This window comes from Ferrovibrio sp. (assembly GCF_025869515.1).
Taxonomy (GTDB): domain Bacteria; phylum Pseudomonadota; class Alphaproteobacteria; order Ferrovibrionales; family Ferrovibrionaceae; genus Ferrovibrio.
Map to the genome: position 1 here is coordinate 19,028 of NZ_JAOZVR010000098.1, position 16,699 is coordinate 35,726.

General features: G+C 59.9%; 20 protein-coding genes and 2 tRNA genes. 21 read left to right on the forward strand and 1 reads right to left on the reverse strand.

The window, feature by feature from the left end:
* Positions 1-249: 249 nt before the first annotated feature.
* From OJJ21_RS16790 to OJJ21_RS16890, 21 genes are all read left to right on the forward strand, one after another.
* On the forward strand, positions 250-738 hold the full coding sequence (locus OJJ21_RS16790; RefSeq protein ID WP_297687973.1) for a VRR-NUC domain-containing protein: 489 nt from the start codon (positions 250-252) through the stop codon (positions 736-738).
* A gap of 96 nt (positions 739-834) precedes the next feature.
* Positions 835-1,608, forward strand: coding sequence for a hypothetical protein (locus OJJ21_RS16795; RefSeq protein WP_297687975.1), 774 nt, complete (start codon positions 835-837; stop codon positions 1,606-1,608).
* A 585-nt stretch (positions 1,609-2,193) separates the two neighbouring features.
* Positions 2,194-2,269 (forward strand) — tRNA-Pro (locus tag OJJ21_RS16800).
* Between the two features lie 212 nt (positions 2,270-2,481).
* A tRNA-Thr gene (locus tag OJJ21_RS16805) sits at positions 2,482-2,555 on the forward strand.
* Between the two features lie 326 nt (positions 2,556-2,881).
* Complete coding sequence (locus OJJ21_RS16810; protein WP_297687977.1) at positions 2,882-3,157, forward strand: DUF2158 domain-containing protein; 276 nt, start codon at positions 2,882-2,884, stop codon at positions 3,155-3,157.
* 571 nt (positions 3,158-3,728) lie between these two features.
* Positions 3,729-4,124 carry a hypothetical protein gene (locus OJJ21_RS16815; RefSeq protein WP_297687979.1) on the forward strand — a complete coding sequence of 132 codons (396 nt, stop codon included), beginning with the start codon at positions 3,729-3,731 and terminating at the stop codon, positions 4,122-4,124.
* Positions 4,084-6,015 (forward strand): terminase TerL endonuclease subunit, encoded by a 1,932-nt coding sequence (locus OJJ21_RS16820; protein ID WP_297687981.1) that lies wholly within the window; start codon positions 4,084-4,086, stop codon positions 6,013-6,015. Before OJJ21_RS16815 ends, OJJ21_RS16820 begins: the two co-directional genes overlap by 41 nt.
* A 21-nt stretch (positions 6,016-6,036) precedes the next feature.
* Positions 6,037-6,804: an NUMOD3 domain-containing DNA-binding protein gene (locus tag OJJ21_RS16825; protein ID WP_297687983.1), complete on the forward strand. Its 768-nt coding sequence runs from the start codon at positions 6,037-6,039 to the stop codon at positions 6,802-6,804.
* A gap of 160 nt (positions 6,805-6,964) precedes the next feature.
* Positions 6,965-8,218 (forward strand): phage portal protein, encoded by a 1,254-nt coding sequence (locus OJJ21_RS16830; protein ID WP_297687985.1) that lies wholly within the window; start codon positions 6,965-6,967, stop codon positions 8,216-8,218.
* A gap of 8 nt (positions 8,219-8,226) precedes the next feature.
* Entirely contained in the window at positions 8,227-9,099 is an 873-nt protein-coding gene (locus tag OJJ21_RS16835; protein WP_297687987.1) for a head maturation protease, ClpP-related, read from the forward strand.
* A 9-nt stretch (positions 9,100-9,108) separates the two neighbouring features.
* Positions 9,109-10,452, forward strand: coding sequence for a phage major capsid protein (locus OJJ21_RS16840; protein ID WP_297687989.1), 1,344 nt, complete (start codon positions 9,109-9,111; stop codon positions 10,450-10,452).
* 67 nt (positions 10,453-10,519) lie between these two features.
* On the forward strand, positions 10,520-10,954 hold the full coding sequence (locus tag OJJ21_RS16845) for a hypothetical protein (protein ID WP_297687991.1): 435 nt from the start codon (positions 10,520-10,522) through the stop codon (positions 10,952-10,954).
* 232 nt (positions 10,955-11,186) lie between these two features.
* Positions 11,187-11,759 (forward strand): head-tail connector protein, encoded by a 573-nt coding sequence (locus tag OJJ21_RS16850; RefSeq protein WP_297687993.1) that lies wholly within the window; start codon positions 11,187-11,189, stop codon positions 11,757-11,759.
* A gap of 660 nt (positions 11,760-12,419) precedes the next feature.
* Positions 12,420-12,830, forward strand: coding sequence for a hypothetical protein (locus OJJ21_RS16855; RefSeq protein ID WP_297687995.1), 411 nt, complete (start codon positions 12,420-12,422; stop codon positions 12,828-12,830).
* A gap of 121 nt (positions 12,831-12,951) precedes the next feature.
* Positions 12,952-13,380 (forward strand): hypothetical protein, encoded by a 429-nt coding sequence (locus OJJ21_RS16860; protein ID WP_297687997.1) that lies wholly within the window; start codon positions 12,952-12,954, stop codon positions 13,378-13,380.
* Between the two features lie 62 nt (positions 13,381-13,442).
* On the forward strand, positions 13,443-13,703 hold the full coding sequence (locus OJJ21_RS16865; RefSeq protein ID WP_297687999.1) for an AP2 domain-containing protein: 261 nt from the start codon (positions 13,443-13,445) through the stop codon (positions 13,701-13,703).
* A gap of 237 nt (positions 13,704-13,940) precedes the next feature.
* On the forward strand, positions 13,941-14,306 hold the full coding sequence (locus OJJ21_RS16870) for a head-tail adaptor protein (RefSeq protein ID WP_297688001.1): 366 nt from the start codon (positions 13,941-13,943) through the stop codon (positions 14,304-14,306).
* Positions 14,307-14,319: 13 nt separating this feature from the next.
* On the forward strand, positions 14,320-14,790 hold the full coding sequence (locus OJJ21_RS16875) for an HK97 gp10 family phage protein (RefSeq protein WP_297688003.1): 471 nt from the start codon (positions 14,320-14,322) through the stop codon (positions 14,788-14,790).
* Entirely contained in the window at positions 14,787-15,191 is a 405-nt protein-coding gene (locus OJJ21_RS16880) for a DUF3168 domain-containing protein (protein WP_297688004.1), read from the forward strand. The genes OJJ21_RS16875 and OJJ21_RS16880 overlap by 4 nt, the downstream gene beginning before the upstream one ends.
* A 74-nt stretch (positions 15,192-15,265) precedes the next feature.
* A complete protein-coding gene (locus OJJ21_RS16885) occupies positions 15,266-15,709 on the forward strand; it encodes a phage tail tube protein (RefSeq protein WP_297688006.1) in 444 nt (147 codons plus the stop codon).
* A complete protein-coding gene (locus tag OJJ21_RS16890; RefSeq protein ID WP_297688008.1) occupies positions 15,709-16,092 on the forward strand; it encodes a gene transfer agent family protein in 384 nt (127 codons plus the stop codon). Before OJJ21_RS16885 ends, OJJ21_RS16890 begins: the two co-directional genes overlap by 1 nt.
* A 169-nt stretch (positions 16,093-16,261) precedes the next feature.
* Here OJJ21_RS16890 and OJJ21_RS16895 read toward each other — a convergent pair whose 3' ends face one another.
* The gene (locus tag OJJ21_RS16895; protein ID WP_297688010.1) at positions 16,262-16,618 is read right to left on the reverse strand and encodes a hypothetical protein; all 357 of its coding nucleotides are present in this window, start codon (positions 16,616-16,618) and stop codon (positions 16,262-16,264) included.
* Positions 16,619-16,699: the final 81 nt, after the last annotated feature.

Here is a 16,699-nt window from a genome sequence, read left to right on the forward strand (position 1 = left end):
CGAAACTGGTTTCTAGCGATACACGAAACCTCGGGAGGAGGTTTCAAGCAACTAGAAACCTCCTCCAAAAACTGAAAACCTCATTCAAAATTCTATACTGAAATCAATATCTTAATACTCTATATATAGGTTTATAGGTTTTAGTTAAGTGTATAGTAGATTCAGTAGTTTTCGTCTGATTCAGGGGGTCTATATAAGGACCCCCGTGCTTAACCCCACAACCTTGGACCAACCCCAGGACCGCACCCCATGCCCCGCACCATCACCCGCCGCAAGACCACCACGACGGCGAACGGCACGAAGGTGGTGACGTTGCGCAAGGTCGAGGCGCCCGATCTCGAATGGCGCCTGCAGGCGGCAAGTGTGCGCCGGCTTCGGGCCCGGCACGACTACGACCTGGAGTTCACCCTCGCCGGTGACTTCGCGGCAGGCCGTCGCAGCCCGCAGGAGGCAACCAAGGCCAAGGCGACCGGCCTGACGCCCGGGGACCCCGATCTGCGCGTGTACGCAGCCAACGGCCGGCTGCTCATGATCGAGCTCAAGGCGAAAAGCGGCAAGCCTAGCGACGACCAACTTGAACGGCATGCCCTGCTCATCGGGTTCGGCTACATGGTGGTGACGATCCACGCCAGCACTGAAGACGAATGCGCGGACCTCGTCGAGGCGACCGTCGAGGAGTGGCTGGCGATGGGCGGTGTGGTGGCGAATGATGGCGAGCCCTGCCGACTGGCCGCATAACAATATTTCACCCGACCAGTAGCGCCGCGGCCAGAATAAAGCCAATTACACTACATGCAGTACAGCGCACACCCATCATCCACCAAGGAGCCAGCCGTGTGTGCTGACAACGACAACAACGCCGAGAAGTGGACCGACGACGATCGCGCCAAGGCCAGTGCCGCACACGCCTCGTACCGTGCCGGGCTTGCCGCCACACGTAAGGCTGAGGCGAAAGCGTGTCGCCGAGCCGGGGCGCCAGCCCGTCATCGGCAGATACTCGGCGATGGATGGGACGGCAAAGCGGACAACGACAACATCGGCTGGCCGCTCGCCAAGGCGCTGAAGGCTGACGGCAAGGAGCATCTGCTGCGAGCCGCGATGGAATACCGGCGCATTGAGGCAAGCGCGAATAGCGGATCACAGCTTGGCGGCACGGCGCTGGGGCTGGAGCCTGTACGGCTTGACCAAAAGACGTGGGTTAACCGCGAGGGCGAGGTGGTTACCAAGGGCGAGCGCAAGCTGACGTCAGCCGCGTATGCCGACGTAGCCCCGACGCAGGCCGGACGGCAGACGGAAGGCATGATGCGGCCCGCACAACCGGCGCCGAAGCCGTGGAATGGCGATGCCAAGGTAAACGCCATGATCGACGACAAGGACAGGTTGGCGCGCCTGCGTGGCGTTCTCGGACCCATGGTAGACGCTTTCGAGGATGCCGTGTTGTCAGGACGTACGCTTGAGGATATCGGTCGCGGAGTTGGTCGTGCGTCGAGCAAGTCAAGCGCCGCCCCGGCCGGAAAGGCGATCGTGATCATGGCGCTGTATGTCGTCGCCTCCGAACTTCAACGTATCCGCATGGACGAGGCGGCTCCGTCGCTACGCGCAGCGTAGTTGGTCCGACCAAATTGGGGCCGGAAGCGGGTATATGTAGGAGGACATGCAGCCTCCGACGAGATTGAGGCGTCTGCGTCGAGCACGCGAGCCAACGGGCAGCCAATACTACGACCCGCCTCATACCTAATAGACGCAGTGAGCCACGGCGATATGTTCGTCATGCAGTACCTGGGTCTACCCATCACCGCTGGCGCCTCCTCTCGCCGCGGTGACTGCGCCGGCCTCCCTGCGTTCGCGAGTGTGGTCGAGGCCGGCGCGTTTAGGATTGCATCCCGCCATGTGCGGGATGCGCATTCGAGGTCGTCACGTTGGCGACTTCAGCGAAGTAGGCTCCGATCCCTGCCGTCCGCAAGGATTCAGGCATATCAACGCGTGACAACACGGTGCATCCGGTGGCGTGGCCACAATACCGGATGTGGAGCCATCGATTCAAGCGTGGAGCGCCGCGAGCGGCGGAAGCTGGTGGTTCGTCACTGGCTGGCAAGCCCGAAGCCACACCGGCCCTAGCGTGGGCCGGGAACAGCGGCGGTTATTTTGGAGGCGGACATGACAGACGATAGTCGACCGCTACCCACGACCTATCAGGGCGTGGCGCAGTTGGTAGCGTGCCGGTTTTGGAAACCGGAAGCCGCGGGTTCGAGTCCTGCCGACCTGACCATTTAGCCCCTCGGGGCAACGAGATGACCGGCACCTCGGACAGCCGAGGTCAGGGTGTGGCGACCCGGCGGAAAGCATAGCTTCTGCGAACAGCACCGGGCGAAAGCCCGGCCCGGTCATACAGTTCGACGCGTTGCTTGCTGAAATGGCCCTCGGGCCGTGCCGCCAAGCTTAGGCAAGACGGTTGCGGATTTCGCCCGCGTCGATCAATTAGCCGTCTTAGCTCAATGGTAGAGGCGCCGCATTGTAGGCGGCGGACGCTGGTTCGATTCCGGCAGGCGGCTCCACTACTACAGCAGGTCCACATGCTCCCACCCTTCGCCCTCTGGTTCTGGCTAATGGCCGTCGCGTCCGGCGTCAGTAACCTACAGCCTCATAATCTCGGCAGGTCACCTTGCTCAAGTGTTCCCACGCCCTCGCACGATTCCTGACGAGTAACCCGCAGACTGGCGGCCCCGGCGTCATGCTTATCTGTACGGCTACCGGCGCGATGATCTGGCCAATGGTGCCGGCAAACGCACCGTCGGCCGCATGTTGACTGCCCTGGTGGCCGTCGGCTGCGCCCTGATCGTAACCGCCTATTTCGACACCCGTAGATGTTTGAGGAGACTCTATGATCCACGATGACGAATACACGCCGACGCCTTGGGGCTTGTTCCCTGCCGTCGGACCGGAAGTTGGCGACGTTGTCGCCCTGGTGTCCGGTGGGTGCCCCATGACCGTTGAAAGCTACTGTGAGGACTGCGGCACGGTCGACGTGGTGTGGTTCGAGGGCAGCGACGAGGATGGCTGGGTGGGCCCTCTGCGTGATCAGCTCGCAGCCGAGATGCTGGTGCTGCTGTCCGAAGATGACGAGGACGACATCGGCGACTGCGCTGGTCATTGCTGATGTATGGCTAAGTACGATAGACGGGCCGAATGGACGCGACTTTATCACACTTCAAGGTGGCAGCACATCAGGCAGGCAAAGCTGAGCGAGCAGCCTCTTTGTGAGTGGTGCCTCGAGCGCGACCTGGTCGAGCCGGCAACCGAGGTGCACCACGCCGTGGCGCATAAAGGCGACCTAGACCTGTTCTGGGGTGGTCCATTCATCAGCACATGCAAGTCGTGCCACTCCTCGCGCGGTCAGCGCGAGGATAGAGGACAAGTAGTGGTGACGTATGGACCTGATGGGTGGCCAGTGTAGGGCACGCTATGGCGGACACTACACTAAGGCAGGCACAAGCATATAAGCGTTGCCGCCACGGACGCATTTCGTGGTATATCAAATACAACATGCAATACATCATCAATGCGCAATAAAGTTGCGTTTATTACGCGTTCCGCGCAATATTCTTTCGTTTGTTCTTGGTATACCACATACCTGGGGGTGGGTCGATTCTTTTGGGCGTTTTGGCCTCAGGACCGGCGTGGGTGTTTCGCGCACGTAAAGCCAAATCAAAAGTTGGGTTAATATTCTTATGGCGCGCCCAAGGCTGCCAATAGCCAAGGCGAAGGCGCTTGGCTCTGATGTCAAAAAGAAGTCGCGCTTTGAGGGCCGAAACGAGCCGATCGTCAATGACGATCTGGGCCCCGCGTTTGACTGGCTGACCGATACGGACGGCAGCAAACAGCGCCAGGCATGGGCGACTATTCGCAAGGAAGTGCCGTGGCTCAACTCGAGCCACCGAATACTTGTGGCTGAGGCTTCCGTAGTACTCGGACGGATGATCGCGGGACAAGAGGTCGGCATTCAAGCCATGAACCTTCTCCGCCAGTGCCTGGGTCAGATGGGCGCAACGCCGGCCGACGCAAGCAAGGCCGGGGCTAAACCGAATGAAGACGAAAAAGAGCCCGGCGAAGAGTTCTTCGAATAGACCATCGCCCCGCAAGAGCAGCACGCACGCGCTGCTGCACGACCCTGTAACCTTGTATGCCAAGGCTGTATTGGCTGGCGACATCATCGCCGGCCCGCATGTGCGGAATGCCTGCCGCAGGCATCTTGACGATCTGGTCAAAGGTCATGAGCGCGGGCTGCATTTCGATATTGAGGCTGTCCACCGTGTGCTGCGGTTCTGCCGCACGGTCTGCAGGCTGAAGGACGGGCAGTTCGACGGCAAGCCGTTCATTCCGCACGCCTCGCAGGAGTTCATTATCGGGTCCATCTTCGGATGGAAGAAGGCGGACGGATTCCGCCGTTATCGCCGCGCCTATATCGAAATGGGCAAAGGCAACGGCAAGTCGCCCATGGCGGCGGCGATCGGGCTTTATGGGCTTGTGGCGGACGGAGAGGCATCCGCAGAGATTTACGCCTGCGGCAAGGACAAGGCGCAGGCGTTCGTGCTGTTCCGCGACGCGGTGTCGATGGTGCGCCAGTCGCCGCTGCTGTCGAGCCGCATCGTGTCGTCTGGCGGCACCGGGGCGTTCGTCGAGAACTTGGCCTACCTAAAGACGTCTTCGTTCTTCCGCGTCATCTCGCGCGAGGGTGCATCTTCTGGCCCGCGTCCGACTGTTGCGCTGTGCGACGAGTTGCACGAGCACCCGAATGGCGACGTCATCGAGATGCTGGAGCGCGGGTTCAAATTCCGCCGCCAGCCGCTCCTGCTCATGATTACCAACTCCGGTAGCGACCGCGGGTCGATCTGCTGGGATGAGCACCAGCACGCCGTTGCCGTTGCCGCGGGCGTGCCGAAGGAGCAACTGGACGAAGACTTCACCTACGTCGGCGAGACGTGGGACGGTAGCGACAACACGTTCAGCTACGTGTGCGCACTGGACAAAGACGACGACCCTTTTACGGATCCTTCGTGCTGGGTCAAGGCAAACCCGCTACTTGGCGTGATCCTCGATCATAAGTACATGGAGGGGAACGTTGCCCAGGCGCGGGACATTCTTTCCAAGCGCGGCGGCATCCTTCGCCTGCATTTTTGTGTCTGGACTGAGTCCGACACGACATGGATTCCCCGTCCTCTTGTCGAGAGGGTTATGGAGGAGTTCGATCCGTATGAGGTTCACAAGGGCCGGCGCATCAACGCGGCAGGACTGGACCTTTCTGGCGCCATCGATCTGACTGCGGCTGCGTTCGTCGTTGAGTCCGGCACGAAGCGCGTCATGCGCGCCGACGGCACAGATACGGACCTGCCGACCTACGATGCGTGGGTTGAGGCATGGACGCCCCGCGACACCATGGACGAGCGCTCCAAGGCGTCGAGCCTGCCATATCGGCAGTGGTATGATTCCGGGTATCTGCACGCGCCGGAAGGCGCGCGCATCCGGCACGATCATGTCGCGGCCTTCATCGCGAAGGTTCACGCCGACCACGGCATCGATGTGCTAGCGTTCGATCGATACACCTTCGACAAGTTCGAAGACGAGATCGACCGATACGGCGTCGACATCAACTGCGTGATGCACCCGCAGGGCGGGCAGCGACGTGCGAAGGCGAACCCAGCCAAGGTTGAGGCCGCGCGCAAGGCTGGCGAGGAGGCCCCGCTGGGGCTCTGGATGCCGGGCAGCATGTCGGCGCTGGAAACGCTCATTCTTGAGGAGCGCATCCGTATCCGGGCGAACCCGATTGTGCTTGGCGCCATCATGGCGGTGCATGTCGAAACGGATCCGCTGATGGGCAATCAGTGGCTGTCGCGCAAGAAGTCAACGCAGAAGATCGACGCGGCGATTGCGCTTTGTATGGCGGTCGGTGCGGCGGTGGATGGGGCGGCGCCTGACACCACAAGCGTCTACACAAAACGCGGGTTCATAGATTTTTAGGCGGTAAATTAGGGGGATAACGTGACCTTCTACATTTACACATGGACCAGGCCTGATACCAACGAAGTATTCTATGTTGGAAAAGGTTCTGGTCGGCGCGACATAACACCAAAGCTTAAGAACCCGCTGTTCTCAAATGTCGTGAACAAGCTTAAGCAACTTGGTTTTGAGCCCATAGTCGAAAGAATTCACGAAGATCTCAGCGAGTCCGATGCCTTCGAGATAGAGAGGCGCGAGATTGCCTTGCGTGGGCGCAGAGACTTGGGCGCCGGCCCACTCACCAACCTTACTGATGGCGGCGAGGGTATGGGTGGGCTTGTTCACCGTGCTGATAGTCGCGCAAAAATGTCGGCCTCTAAGCGGGGGGTGACGCGTTCGGCCGCATCTATTGCCAAGGGCGCCGCCTCCAATACCGGGCAGAAGCGCACGCAAGAGACTAAAGAAAAAATGCGGGCCACGCAAACCGGCAAGACAATGTCTCCTAAATCTCGTCGTAAAATTGGAGATGCGGTACGTGGCCGGCTATACTCCGAAGAACATAAGCTTTCGTTGGCATCAATTGTTCAGCGTAGGGCGCCTCGCTCTAGTGCGACATCGCCGTTCAAGGGTGTTAATCTCCACCGCTCAGGTCGTTGGGTAGCAAAAATTACCGTAGGCGGCAGACAGCAATATCTCGGCATATTTGATGATCAAGTGGAAGCGGCTATCGCATATGATGTAGCTGCACACAAAGCATTTGGTGCTGGTTGCTACATAAACATCCCCGACAAACCGGCGCGAGTACTATGACCTTTATGAATAATATCAAGGTTATCGTTCGTGACGGTTTCGGGTTACTTGGAGCCGCATCTATTTCATATGGCTCATGGCTGATCTATGAACCGTCAGGCTTCATAGTTGTCGGAGCTCTATTGCTCGCCGGCGTACTAGCATTGTCCAGGGGTAGCTAATGGCGGGACTTTTTGGCGCCATCGTCAACTCTGGCACTGTCGAGCGTGGCATAGAGAACTCGCGCGATGCGCTTCTGGCGCTTGGCGCGGGCGTTGAAACCGACACGGGCATTGCCGTTTCGCCGGAAATAGCCATGCGGTACACGACCGTTTTGGCGTGTGTCCGCGTTCTCTCCGAAAGCCTGGCCAGCCTGCCGTGCATCCTGTACCGGCGCCGCGCCGACGGTGGTAAGGACCGCGCGACAGATCACCCGCTCTATCATGTTCTGCATGATCGCGCGAATGGGTGGAACACCTCCTACGAGTATTTCGAAGGCCAGATGATTAATCTGGCCACGCGCGGCAACGGTTATGCATATGTTGAGCGTGATCGGGATGGTCGTTGCATCGGCCTTGTCCCGCTGAACCCTGACGGCGTCACCATTGAGCAGGCTCGGGACTGGTCGCCGATCTATACGGCCACCATGCCGGACAACAGCCGATCGAAGATGCGGCCATCGCAGATCCACCACATCCGAGGCCCGCTCCCGAAGGGCTATGTCGGGCAGTCGCTGATTACGCTAGCGCGCGAGGCGGTCGGACTCGGCATGGCCGCCGAGAAGTTTGGCGCGCACCTCTACAAAAACGGTGTGAAGCCAAGCGGTGTCCTGAAGCACCCGCAGAAGATCGGACCAGAGGCAACAGAGACGCTTCGTCAGCAGTTCCAGGACAAGTACGGCGGACTGTCGAACTCCAGCAAGCCGCTCCTCCTCGAGGAGGGCATGGAGTGGGTAGCGCTCTCCATCAACCCGGATGACGCGCAGTTTTTGGAGACTAGGAAGTTCCAGCGCAGCGAGATCGCAGGTATTTTCCGCGTTCCGGCCCACATGATCGGCGACCTTGAGCGTAGCACCAACAACAACATCGAGCACCAGTCGCTGGAGTTTGTGAACCAAGTGCTGCGGCCTTGGGCTAAGCGTATTGAGTCCAGGATCGGCCAAGACCTCCTGGCTCCGTCTGAGCAAGACGAATATTTCGCCGAGTTTTTGTTCGACGACATTCTGCGTGGCGATATTAAGACTCGGTACGAGGCTTATAGCTCGGCCATCCAAAACAAGATCATGAATGTGAACGAGGTTCGCCGTCGCGAGAATATGGACCCGCGCGAGGGTGGCGACGTCTACGAGAACCCGGCCATTCAGGTGAACGAGCCTGCCGCTTCGGCCAGCACAGAGCCCGCCTCGGCAACGCCCGGCGCGGCTAAGGCCGCTTAGGAACATCAATGGACAAGATAGACATTGCAGCGCCGGCGGGCGAGCGCCGGGAGCGGTTTTTCGCGCGCGCCGTCGGCACCAAGTTTGCAGCGAAAGCCGGCGAGGCCATCACCGAAATCGAACTCTATGACGAGATCGGTTACTGGGGCGTCACGGCGAAGGGCTTCCGGGCTCGCTTGAAGGAAACCACTGGCGACATCGTTCTGAAGATCAACTCGCCTGGCGGCGACGTGTTCGATGGCATCGCCATTTACAACGACTTGCTAGCCTACGATGGCAAGGTGCGGGTGGAAGTCACCGGCATGGCGGCCTCGATCGCCTCCATCATCGCGATGGCTGGAGATGAGGTTATTCTGGCCGAGAACGCCTTCCTGATGATCCACAACGCTTGGACCATCGCGGTGGGCAATCGCCACGACTTCGGCGATACGGCGGCGGTGCTCGCCAAGATCGACGATGCGCTGGCCCGGACTTACGCGGCGCGGACCAAGTCAGGCATTCGTGAAATCAAGCGGATGATGGATGACGAGACCTGGATGACGGCCAAGGAGGCTGTGGAGTCCGGGTTTGCAACGTCCGTTGCGGCGCATGTCGTTACACCTTCAGCCATGTTCGACCTGTCCGTCTATGCACACGCGCCCAAGGCGCTGTGCTGGGACGAAGAGACGGCTGACGAATACGACACCGAAGAAGACATCGAAAAAGTGCTCATGCGAGACGCTGGGCGCACACGGACGCAGGCTCGTTCCCTGATCAAGGACATCCGGGCCGGCACCACGACGAGTAAACCCGAAGTCAAGCCTGGCGCTGACGACGTGGACCTCACCGCACTCGCCGCCGCGCTTTCACGCGCACGTGCGGCTATCCACTCTCAGAGCTAGGAGGGCCGAATGGCCACCATCGACGATATCGCCAAGGACATCAACAAGTTCGGCGACGATTTCAAGGCGCTGCGCGACGACACCCAGCGCGACCTGAAGGCCCTGCGCGACGAACTCGACGCGGCCGGCAAGAAGCTCGACCCCATCGTCTCCGAGAAGGTCAACAAGATCTCCGAAGCGGTTGACGTCAAGCACGACGTGCTTCAGAACGGCATCAAGGCCCTGACTGAACAGGTCGAGAAGATCGACGCCGTTCTGAAGCGCCCCGGCGCGAATGGCGGCTGGGCCGGCGACGAGGCCGCGGCTGAAGCCAAGGCGGCGTTCGACTTTGCCAAGGCGCGGCTGATCGCCGAAGGCAAGCTCGGCGTCAACACCAAGATCGAGCCCGACGCCGAGGCTTATGCTGCGTATGCCGCGGCTTTCCCGTCGTATCTGCGTGCCCGCACCGAAGCCGCCATGCCGCGTGACTTCCAGGCTGCGATGCAGACCGGCTCCGACCCGGACGGCGGCTACCTGGTCCCGACCACGGTGAGCTCGCGCATCATCAAGAAGGTCTATGAGACCTCCAACCTGCGCGCCCTGGCCACTGTCGAGACCATCGGCGGCAAGGAACTTGAGATCCCGCGCGATGAGGGTGAGTTCGGGTACGGTGGCTGGGTCGGTGAGACCACGGCGCCGAGCGAAACCACTACCTCGCAGCTCGGCGTGTCCAAGATCTTCGCGCACGAGATGTTCGCCGAGCCGCGCGTTACCCAGAACATGCTGGAAGATGCCGGCCTCGACATCGAGGCGTGGGTTGCCAACAAGGTCGGCGAGAAGCTGGGCCGCATTGAGGCCACTGCGTTCTTCACCGGCACCGGCGTCAATCAGCCGCGTGGCCTGCTGACTTACGGCAACGGCACGGCCAATGGCACCATCGAGCAGGTTGTATCTGGTGGCGCCACGTCGCTGACTGCGGACGCCTTCTACAATCTGGTGTTCCAGCTGAAGGACTACTACACGCAGAATGCTCGCTTCCTGATGAAGCGCACCTCGGTGCGTGACGTCATGAAGCTGAAGGACGGCCATGGCAACTACCTCTGGCAGATGGGCGACATCAAGGGTGGCCAGCCGGCGACGATCCTCGGCTTCCCGGTTGACCGCTGCGAGGACATGCCGACCGTAGCAGCCTCCAGCCTGTCGGTTGCCTTCGGCGACTTCCGCGCTGCCTACACCATCGTTGACCGCCTCGGCATCACCCTGCTGCGCGACAACCTGACCGCCAAGCCCTACGTGAAGTTTTACAATCGCCGCCGCGTCGGTGGTGATGTCGTGAACTTCGAAGCCATCAAGCTGATGGTTACCTCGGCCTGAGCCTAACAAGGGGCGCCGCGCTGGCGCCCCTCTTCTTTTCCCCACATCAAAAAGGAGTTGGGCTTCCATGGCGAAGTTTGACCTTCATTCGAATATTGATGCCAAGCGCGGCATCTCTCCGGCCGCGGCGGGCACTGACAACACTGCTTATGTCTCTCAGATCGTCGACACTCGCGGTTACGGCTCGGTCGAGTGGCTGACCCTTATCGGCGCCAACACCGACGCCGACGCCACGTTCGTGACGCTCGTTGAAGACGGCGACGCCTCGAACCTCTCTGATGCCGCCGCGGTTGTGGATGCTGAACTGCTCGGCACCGAGGCTCTCGCCGGCTTCGCGTTCGATGACGACAACGAAATCCGCAAGATTGGCTACATCGGCAACAAGCGCTACGTCCGCGTGACCATCACTCCGGCAAACAACGCGGCGGGCAATATTTACGTCGCTGGTGTCTGGCTGCTGGGTCATCCGACCCTTGCCCCGACCGCCAACCCGCCGGTTTGAGTGTGGCTACCGTACTGATGCCGTTCCCCTATGCGGGGGACGGCTACACAGTCGAATGGCTCAAGCCTGGCGATGAACGGGACTTCGGTGCCGTTGCGGCAGGGCTGGCGTCGGCTGGATTGATCGCGGCGCCCAAAGCGCAAGACCCCTCCGAAAGCGAAACGCCGCCCGTGGCGCCAGAATCTGATGTCGAGCAGCCCAAGAAGCGTGGCCGTCCGTCCAGGAGTTAGTCATGTTGAGCGTCGTTACCGCGCCGATCGACGACGTTGTGTCGTTGCCTGATGCCAAGCGGCACCTCCGCGTCGATTACGACGATGACGACGCCTATATCGCCTCTCTCGTTGGGGCGGCGGTCGCCAATATAGACGGCCCGGAGGGGTGGCTTGGGCGGGCGCTTGGCGAGCAGTCGTTAGTGCTGACCCTCGACGCATTCCCCTGTGGAAGACGGCGCCTTAGCATCCCTCTGCCGCCCCTGGTGTCGGTGGAGGCGGTCTCATATATCGACGGTAGCGGCACCGAGCAATCTCTTGCCGGCTTCCGTGTGTTCGGTGTCGGCGCTCCATACGGAGGTTACGTTCTGCCGCCCTTGGGGCAGGACTGGCCACGCACGCACTGCGATCCGGGAAGCGTAACGGTTGAATTCACAGCTGGATACGGTAACGGCATCCCCGCGCCGGTACGGCATGCCATTCTGCTCATGATTGGCCATTGGTTTCGCAACCGAGAGGCGGTCGAGGACGCAAAGTTGGCAGAACTGCCAATGGGCGTCGCCGCTCTTCTAAACCCGCTTCGCGTTTGGCGCTGAACTTTAGTAATAGCACATTGCCGGCCTGTGCCTGCTAAGTCATTCTTTCATATAGGAACCACAATGGCATTTAGAAATATTAACGCTAGTCTTGCTGCTGGAGTTCCTACCCTTGTCATCTCCGCTCAAGCCGGAGATGTTGACGCTTGGGTTAATATTGACCCGAATGACACGTATTTTATTGGTGGACCTGGCGTAACCACGGCCAATGGCCTGCGGCTATTTGGCAGCAGCGCTAACACATTCCATACCAAGGTGCGCCCAGGTGATGAGTTATGGGCTATCTCCCAAAATTCTGTAGACGTAAACATTATGGTTAGGAGCGCGTGATGCCCAGAAGCATTGCTTTGGCATCTGATACTGTTGGAGCTCAGGCCATGGCCGGGGCGGCTACCTTGACCGGTTATTCGGTTAGGGAAAGCGCCGCATCGGCAGCTGTTGCTACCGTCATATTGCGTCATGGAACTAGCGCCGCTGCCCCAGCCATTGCATTCATTGAGATTGGCGCAAACGCATCGCAGACCGCCACCTTGCCCGCGATTGACTGCCCAAATGGCATCTTTGTGGATCGGGTAGCCGGCACTTCGGAGATATCGATCTTCGTTCTCTAGTGCCTCATTCCTGCAAAAACTTGCCCGCGTAGGGCAATAGGACAATCCCATGGCCGATCTTACCATCACTGCGACGAGTGTCGTCGCGGGCTCGAACTCCGTTACCGAATCCGGTCTAGCCGGGGAGGCCGTCACCGCTGGCAAGGCGGTTTACAAGGCGGCTGCCACCAAGAAGTGGATGCTAGCCGACTCGAACAGCGCGACTGCCGAGGCGCGCCTGGCCACTGGTATTGCGCTTACCGGGTCGTCTCTAAACCAGCCTGTGGTCGTGCACAAGAGCGGCGACATCACGATCGGTGCTACGTTGACGGCGGGCCAGGCGGTGATGCTAAGCGACACTCCGGGCGGCCTTTGCCCACTGGCCGATGTCGGCTCTGGAGAATATGTGTGTCAGATCGGTTTAGCCAAGTCGACGACGACGCTGGCGGTCGATATCCAATACCCAGGTGTCAGTATGTAACTTGAAAGTATAGGCGCCAACGCCTATATACAGTTTGCTTGGCTAGGGTCTGCAGCCCGAAAAGAGTGTCATCCAGCACTCCTGCCAAGCACCTACATTTCTGGATCGAGAGGGATACTCGGTGTTCTACACTTACATTTGGCGCGACAGCGCGGGCTTGCCGTTCTACGTCGGCAAGGGCGGAAACGACAACGGCAAGCGCTCGCGCAATGTCTCTATGCGCTCAAAAGAGTTCAAGGCAATTCACGCTAACGGCGGATGCACCGTCGAAATGGTTGATGAGTTTATCCTTGAGTCTCAGGCGTTTGCTCACGAATGTGAGTTGATTGAGCGCTACGGGCGGGCCGATAGGCTGGAAGGATGTTTGGTCAACCAGACTGACGGTGGCGACGGCGCGAGCGGGGCAACCCGTTCTCAGGATGCGAGGGGGAAAATTGCCGCGTCAAAAATCGGCAAGCCGCGACCGCAGTGGCTTAAAGATCACCTGAGCTTGCTTAAGTCTGGCGTGAAACTGTCCAGGAACACCGCACGGCCATATCCGCTGGCTTAACAGGACGGCCCGTAAGCCATGATACAAGGGAGAAAAAACGCGCTCTTCGCCTCGGCGTGAAAATGGGCCAGATGAGTCCTGAAGCGCTGGCTGCGTCAACTACGTCAGTGCGCAATCGTCCGCCAGCGTCAGGCATGAAGGGAGTGCGGTTTATCGAGAAAAGCGCCAGATGGGGTGCCAGGATAAAAATAAACGGTAACGAGAAGCATATTGGCACCTTCGCATCTTCAGAAGAAGCCGCCAGCGCCTATGACGCCGCCGCTTATGCGGCGTGGGGCGACGACTATTACCTTAACTTTCCTCGGCAGAAGTTGTCCGCCTAGCCCTATAGGACACCCATCATGGCAACACCTACACGCCAAACTCGAGGTGCCATTCCAACCGTCGTTCGCCTTTGGTGGCCGTAGTGCCGCTGGCGCTCTTTAGTCGCGACTTCGACTTTAAGCCGCGCCCGGCAATCACCATCGCATTCCGGGCCGGATATGCCGGCCCGTTGACGGCCAAGGCGCTCGCAGCGGCGATTGCGGCGGGCGTGGCTACAGAAATCCAGAGGCCGGACAATGGCAGCAGCACCCAGCGGGGCTGGCGCGATGACGCGCCTACTCTCGTGGCAGAAGCGCGTCGAGACGAACCCTGACGCGCCAGACGACTACGGCAACACCCGCTCCGACTGGGCCGAGCAATACCGCTGCCATTCGCGGCGCATCCCCATGCGGGGCGGTGAGGGCGTGCAGGCTTCCCGCCTACAGGGAACGCAGCCCTATGTGCTGCAAATTCGGCAGTGTGAGGCGGCGAGGCTGATCCGTACAGACTGGCGTGCCGTGGATACCCGCAGCGGGCAGATATTGCAGGTCAAGACGATCACCGATCCGGACGACCGCGGTGCATATCTCGATATCATGGTTGTTGAAGGCGTAGCGGCCTGATGCCGGAGGCCGCATGGCACGCACCGTTACAATCCTGAATCTGGCCAAACTCGACAAGAAACTCCGACGTTTGCCGGAAGCCGCTGTGACCTCGATACGCGCAGCCATGGAGGCCGGCGCGATTGAGATCGTCGCTATGATGAAGCGGCTGGCGCCCGAAGATAGCGGCGACCTACGCGATAGCATCGGCTGGACCTGGGGCAAGAAGCCGAAATATGCGCAGGCCATAGCGGTCGCCAAGTCGAAACTCGGCGGGCAACTGACTATCACGATTTACGCCGGCAATGAGCGCGTGCGCTACGCGCATCTAGTCGAGTTTGCCACGGCGCCGCACATAAATGGCGGCATGTTTCCGGGGACACAGCATCCCGGCACAAAAGCGCAGCCATTCTTCTTTGTCTCGTGGCGGGCGTTGCGGAGGCCCGCGAAGACGCGGATCAACAAGGCCATTCGCACGTCAGTCAAGAAGGTCGCCGCAGCATGACTGACACAATCCTTGAAATACAGGGTGCCGTGACGGCGCGGCTAAAAAACGACGGCACGGTGACCGGCCTGGTCGGCGCGCGTGTCTATGACAATGTGCCCCTTGGGGCGCCGCGGCCATACATCTCGTTTGGCCCCAGCGATGCTGTGTCGGACGATGCAGATTGCATCGACGCCGACGAGATCACGCTGCAGATCGACTGCTGGTCGGAAGAGTCAGGCTTCGTGGAAGTGCGCCGCATTGCAGACGCGGTGCGGCGGGCGCTGAAAGACGAACTGGCCATCAACAGCAATGCATTGGTGCTCTTCGAGCACCGGCAGACTCGCGTGTTTCGCGACAGCGACGCCACGATTAGCCACGCCGCGGTGACGTTTACCGCTGTCGTGGAGCGGGCCGCGTAGGCGCCGCGCAACCAACCTAACCACCCCATGTCACGGCCCGCCATTGAGCGGGCCTTTTCTTTTTGGAGGCCCGCGTGGCGATTCCGCAGACTGCCCGCTTTGGAAAATTCCGTGTGCTCCTTGGCAACGGCGCCGACCCTGAAGTTTACGCCGCTCCGTGCGGGTTCACTTCGAAGTCGCTCAACCTTATCAAGAATCTGTCTGACGTCGCGATTCCGGATTGCGACGACCCGGATGCTGCTATCGCGCTGGCGCGTGACGTTCAGACCAATGACTGGAACGTCGGTGGCGAGGGCGTGCTTGCTGCGGCATCGGTTGCGACTTGGCTTGATGCTTATGACAGCACCGAGTCTGTCGCCGTGAAGATCGAGGTACAGTTCACCTCCGGAACGATCACGTTCACCGGTAATGCCCACCTTGCCAGTTTCGGCCTTGGCGCCGAGCAGGGCGGCCGTGTCACCGTGTCTGTCGACCTGCAGGGCGACGGCCCGCTGACGCACGCTAGCACGATCGCGTAATGAGCCGCGACGCGCGCATAGAGCTCGATTGGGCCGACGGGACGTATTCGTTCCGTCTGGCCTGGGCGCAGTTGGCCGAGCTCCAAGAGAAAACGGACGCTGGCCCATTCGTCGTGCTGCAGCGTCTGACGTCCGGTACGTGGCGTGTCGAGGACATCAGCCACACAATCCGCCTCGGGCTGATTGGCGGCGGCATGGCGCCCGCCGACGCTCTCAAGAAGGTACGCGCCTACGTCGAAGACCGCCCGCCGACCGAAAGCACCATTTTCGCCCAAGGCATCCTAATGGCAGCCCTCTACGGCGCGCCGGAGGAAGACCTGGGAAACGCCGACGGGGTGGATCTGGTGGAGAGCGAATTGACGACCTCCCCAACGGTAAGTTGAGATTCGCCCAGATTTACGGAGCCGGCGCGGCTATGGGTTTCACCCCGCAGCAGGTCGGAGACATGACCATGTGGCAGTTCATGGCCGCTGCAGACGGGTACGCCAAGGCGAACAGCTCCGAAGATAGCGAACCGCCGAGCGAAGACTTCCTAGAATGGGCGCTTAGCGATTAGAACCCTGCCCTATAAGACGCAAGAAATGTGTTGGCCAGAGACAGCGTCTTCGCATCTTCGCTTCCATCTATAGAATACTCCGACAGAGCGTTCTTCTCATCAAATACGCACCTGCCGGTACCGCCTATTTTGGCGCCGTAGGCGTTGCTTGCTTCGTATTTGATAAGTGCCGTACGGATGATGTAATAATCGTTGTATTCATAAATTCGGAATGACGACGGCGTCCTGGCGAATTGCTTAGTTACTTCCGCGCATTCAGCGACGACCTTCGGTGTCTTTAATAACGTTGCGTAGGCCGCGACGCCGCACCCGCTAACAAAAGCAGTTGCGGCAATGATTGTCCACGCCATCATTGCTGGTGCCACCCCTTTATGGCTACTGACCTAGAAACGCTTGTAGTTAGCCTATCGGCTAACATAAAGACCTACGAAAAC

Bases quoted from the DNA above. Each gene is read 5' to 3' on its own strand.
- OJJ21_RS16895 (WP_297688010.1), bottom strand. From the start codon at position 16,618: ATGATGGCGTGGACAATCATTGCCGCAACTGCTTTTGTTAGCGGGTGC.
- OJJ21_RS16815 (WP_297687979.1), top strand. From the start codon at position 3,729: ATGGCGCGCCCAAGGCTGCCAATAGCCAAGGCGAAGGCGCTTGGCTCT.
- OJJ21_RS16790 (WP_297687973.1), top strand. From the start codon at position 250: ATGCCCCGCACCATCACCCGCCGCAAGACCACCACGACGGCGAACGGC.
- OJJ21_RS16845 (WP_297687991.1), top strand. From the start codon at position 10,520: ATGGCGAAGTTTGACCTTCATTCGAATATTGATGCCAAGCGCGGCATC.
- OJJ21_RS16810 (WP_297687977.1), top strand. From the start codon at position 2,882: ATGATCCACGATGACGAATACACGCCGACGCCTTGGGGCTTGTTCCCT.
- OJJ21_RS16875 (WP_297688003.1), top strand. From the start codon at position 14,320: ATGGCACGCACCGTTACAATCCTGAATCTGGCCAAACTCGACAAGAAA.
- OJJ21_RS16890 (WP_297688008.1), top strand. From the start codon at position 15,709: ATGAGCCGCGACGCGCGCATAGAGCTCGATTGGGCCGACGGGACGTAT.
- OJJ21_RS16840 (WP_297687989.1), top strand. From the start codon at position 9,109: ATGGCCACCATCGACGATATCGCCAAGGACATCAACAAGTTCGGCGAC.
- OJJ21_RS16850 (WP_297687993.1), top strand. From the start codon at position 11,187: ATGTTGAGCGTCGTTACCGCGCCGATCGACGACGTTGTGTCGTTGCCT.
- OJJ21_RS16870 (WP_297688001.1), top strand. From the start codon at position 13,941: ATGGCAGCAGCACCCAGCGGGGCTGGCGCGATGACGCGCCTACTCTCG.
- OJJ21_RS16880 (WP_297688004.1), top strand. From the start codon at position 14,787: ATGACTGACACAATCCTTGAAATACAGGGTGCCGTGACGGCGCGGCTA.
- OJJ21_RS16830 (WP_297687985.1), top strand. From the start codon at position 6,965: ATGGCGGGACTTTTTGGCGCCATCGTCAACTCTGGCACTGTCGAGCGT.
- OJJ21_RS16835 (WP_297687987.1), top strand. From the start codon at position 8,227: ATGGACAAGATAGACATTGCAGCGCCGGCGGGCGAGCGCCGGGAGCGG.
- OJJ21_RS16820 (WP_297687981.1), top strand. From the start codon at position 4,084: ATGAAGACGAAAAAGAGCCCGGCGAAGAGTTCTTCGAATAGACCATCG.
- OJJ21_RS16865 (WP_297687999.1), top strand. From the start codon at position 13,443: ATGGGCCAGATGAGTCCTGAAGCGCTGGCTGCGTCAACTACGTCAGTG.
- OJJ21_RS16855 (WP_297687995.1), top strand. From the start codon at position 12,420: ATGGCCGATCTTACCATCACTGCGACGAGTGTCGTCGCGGGCTCGAAC.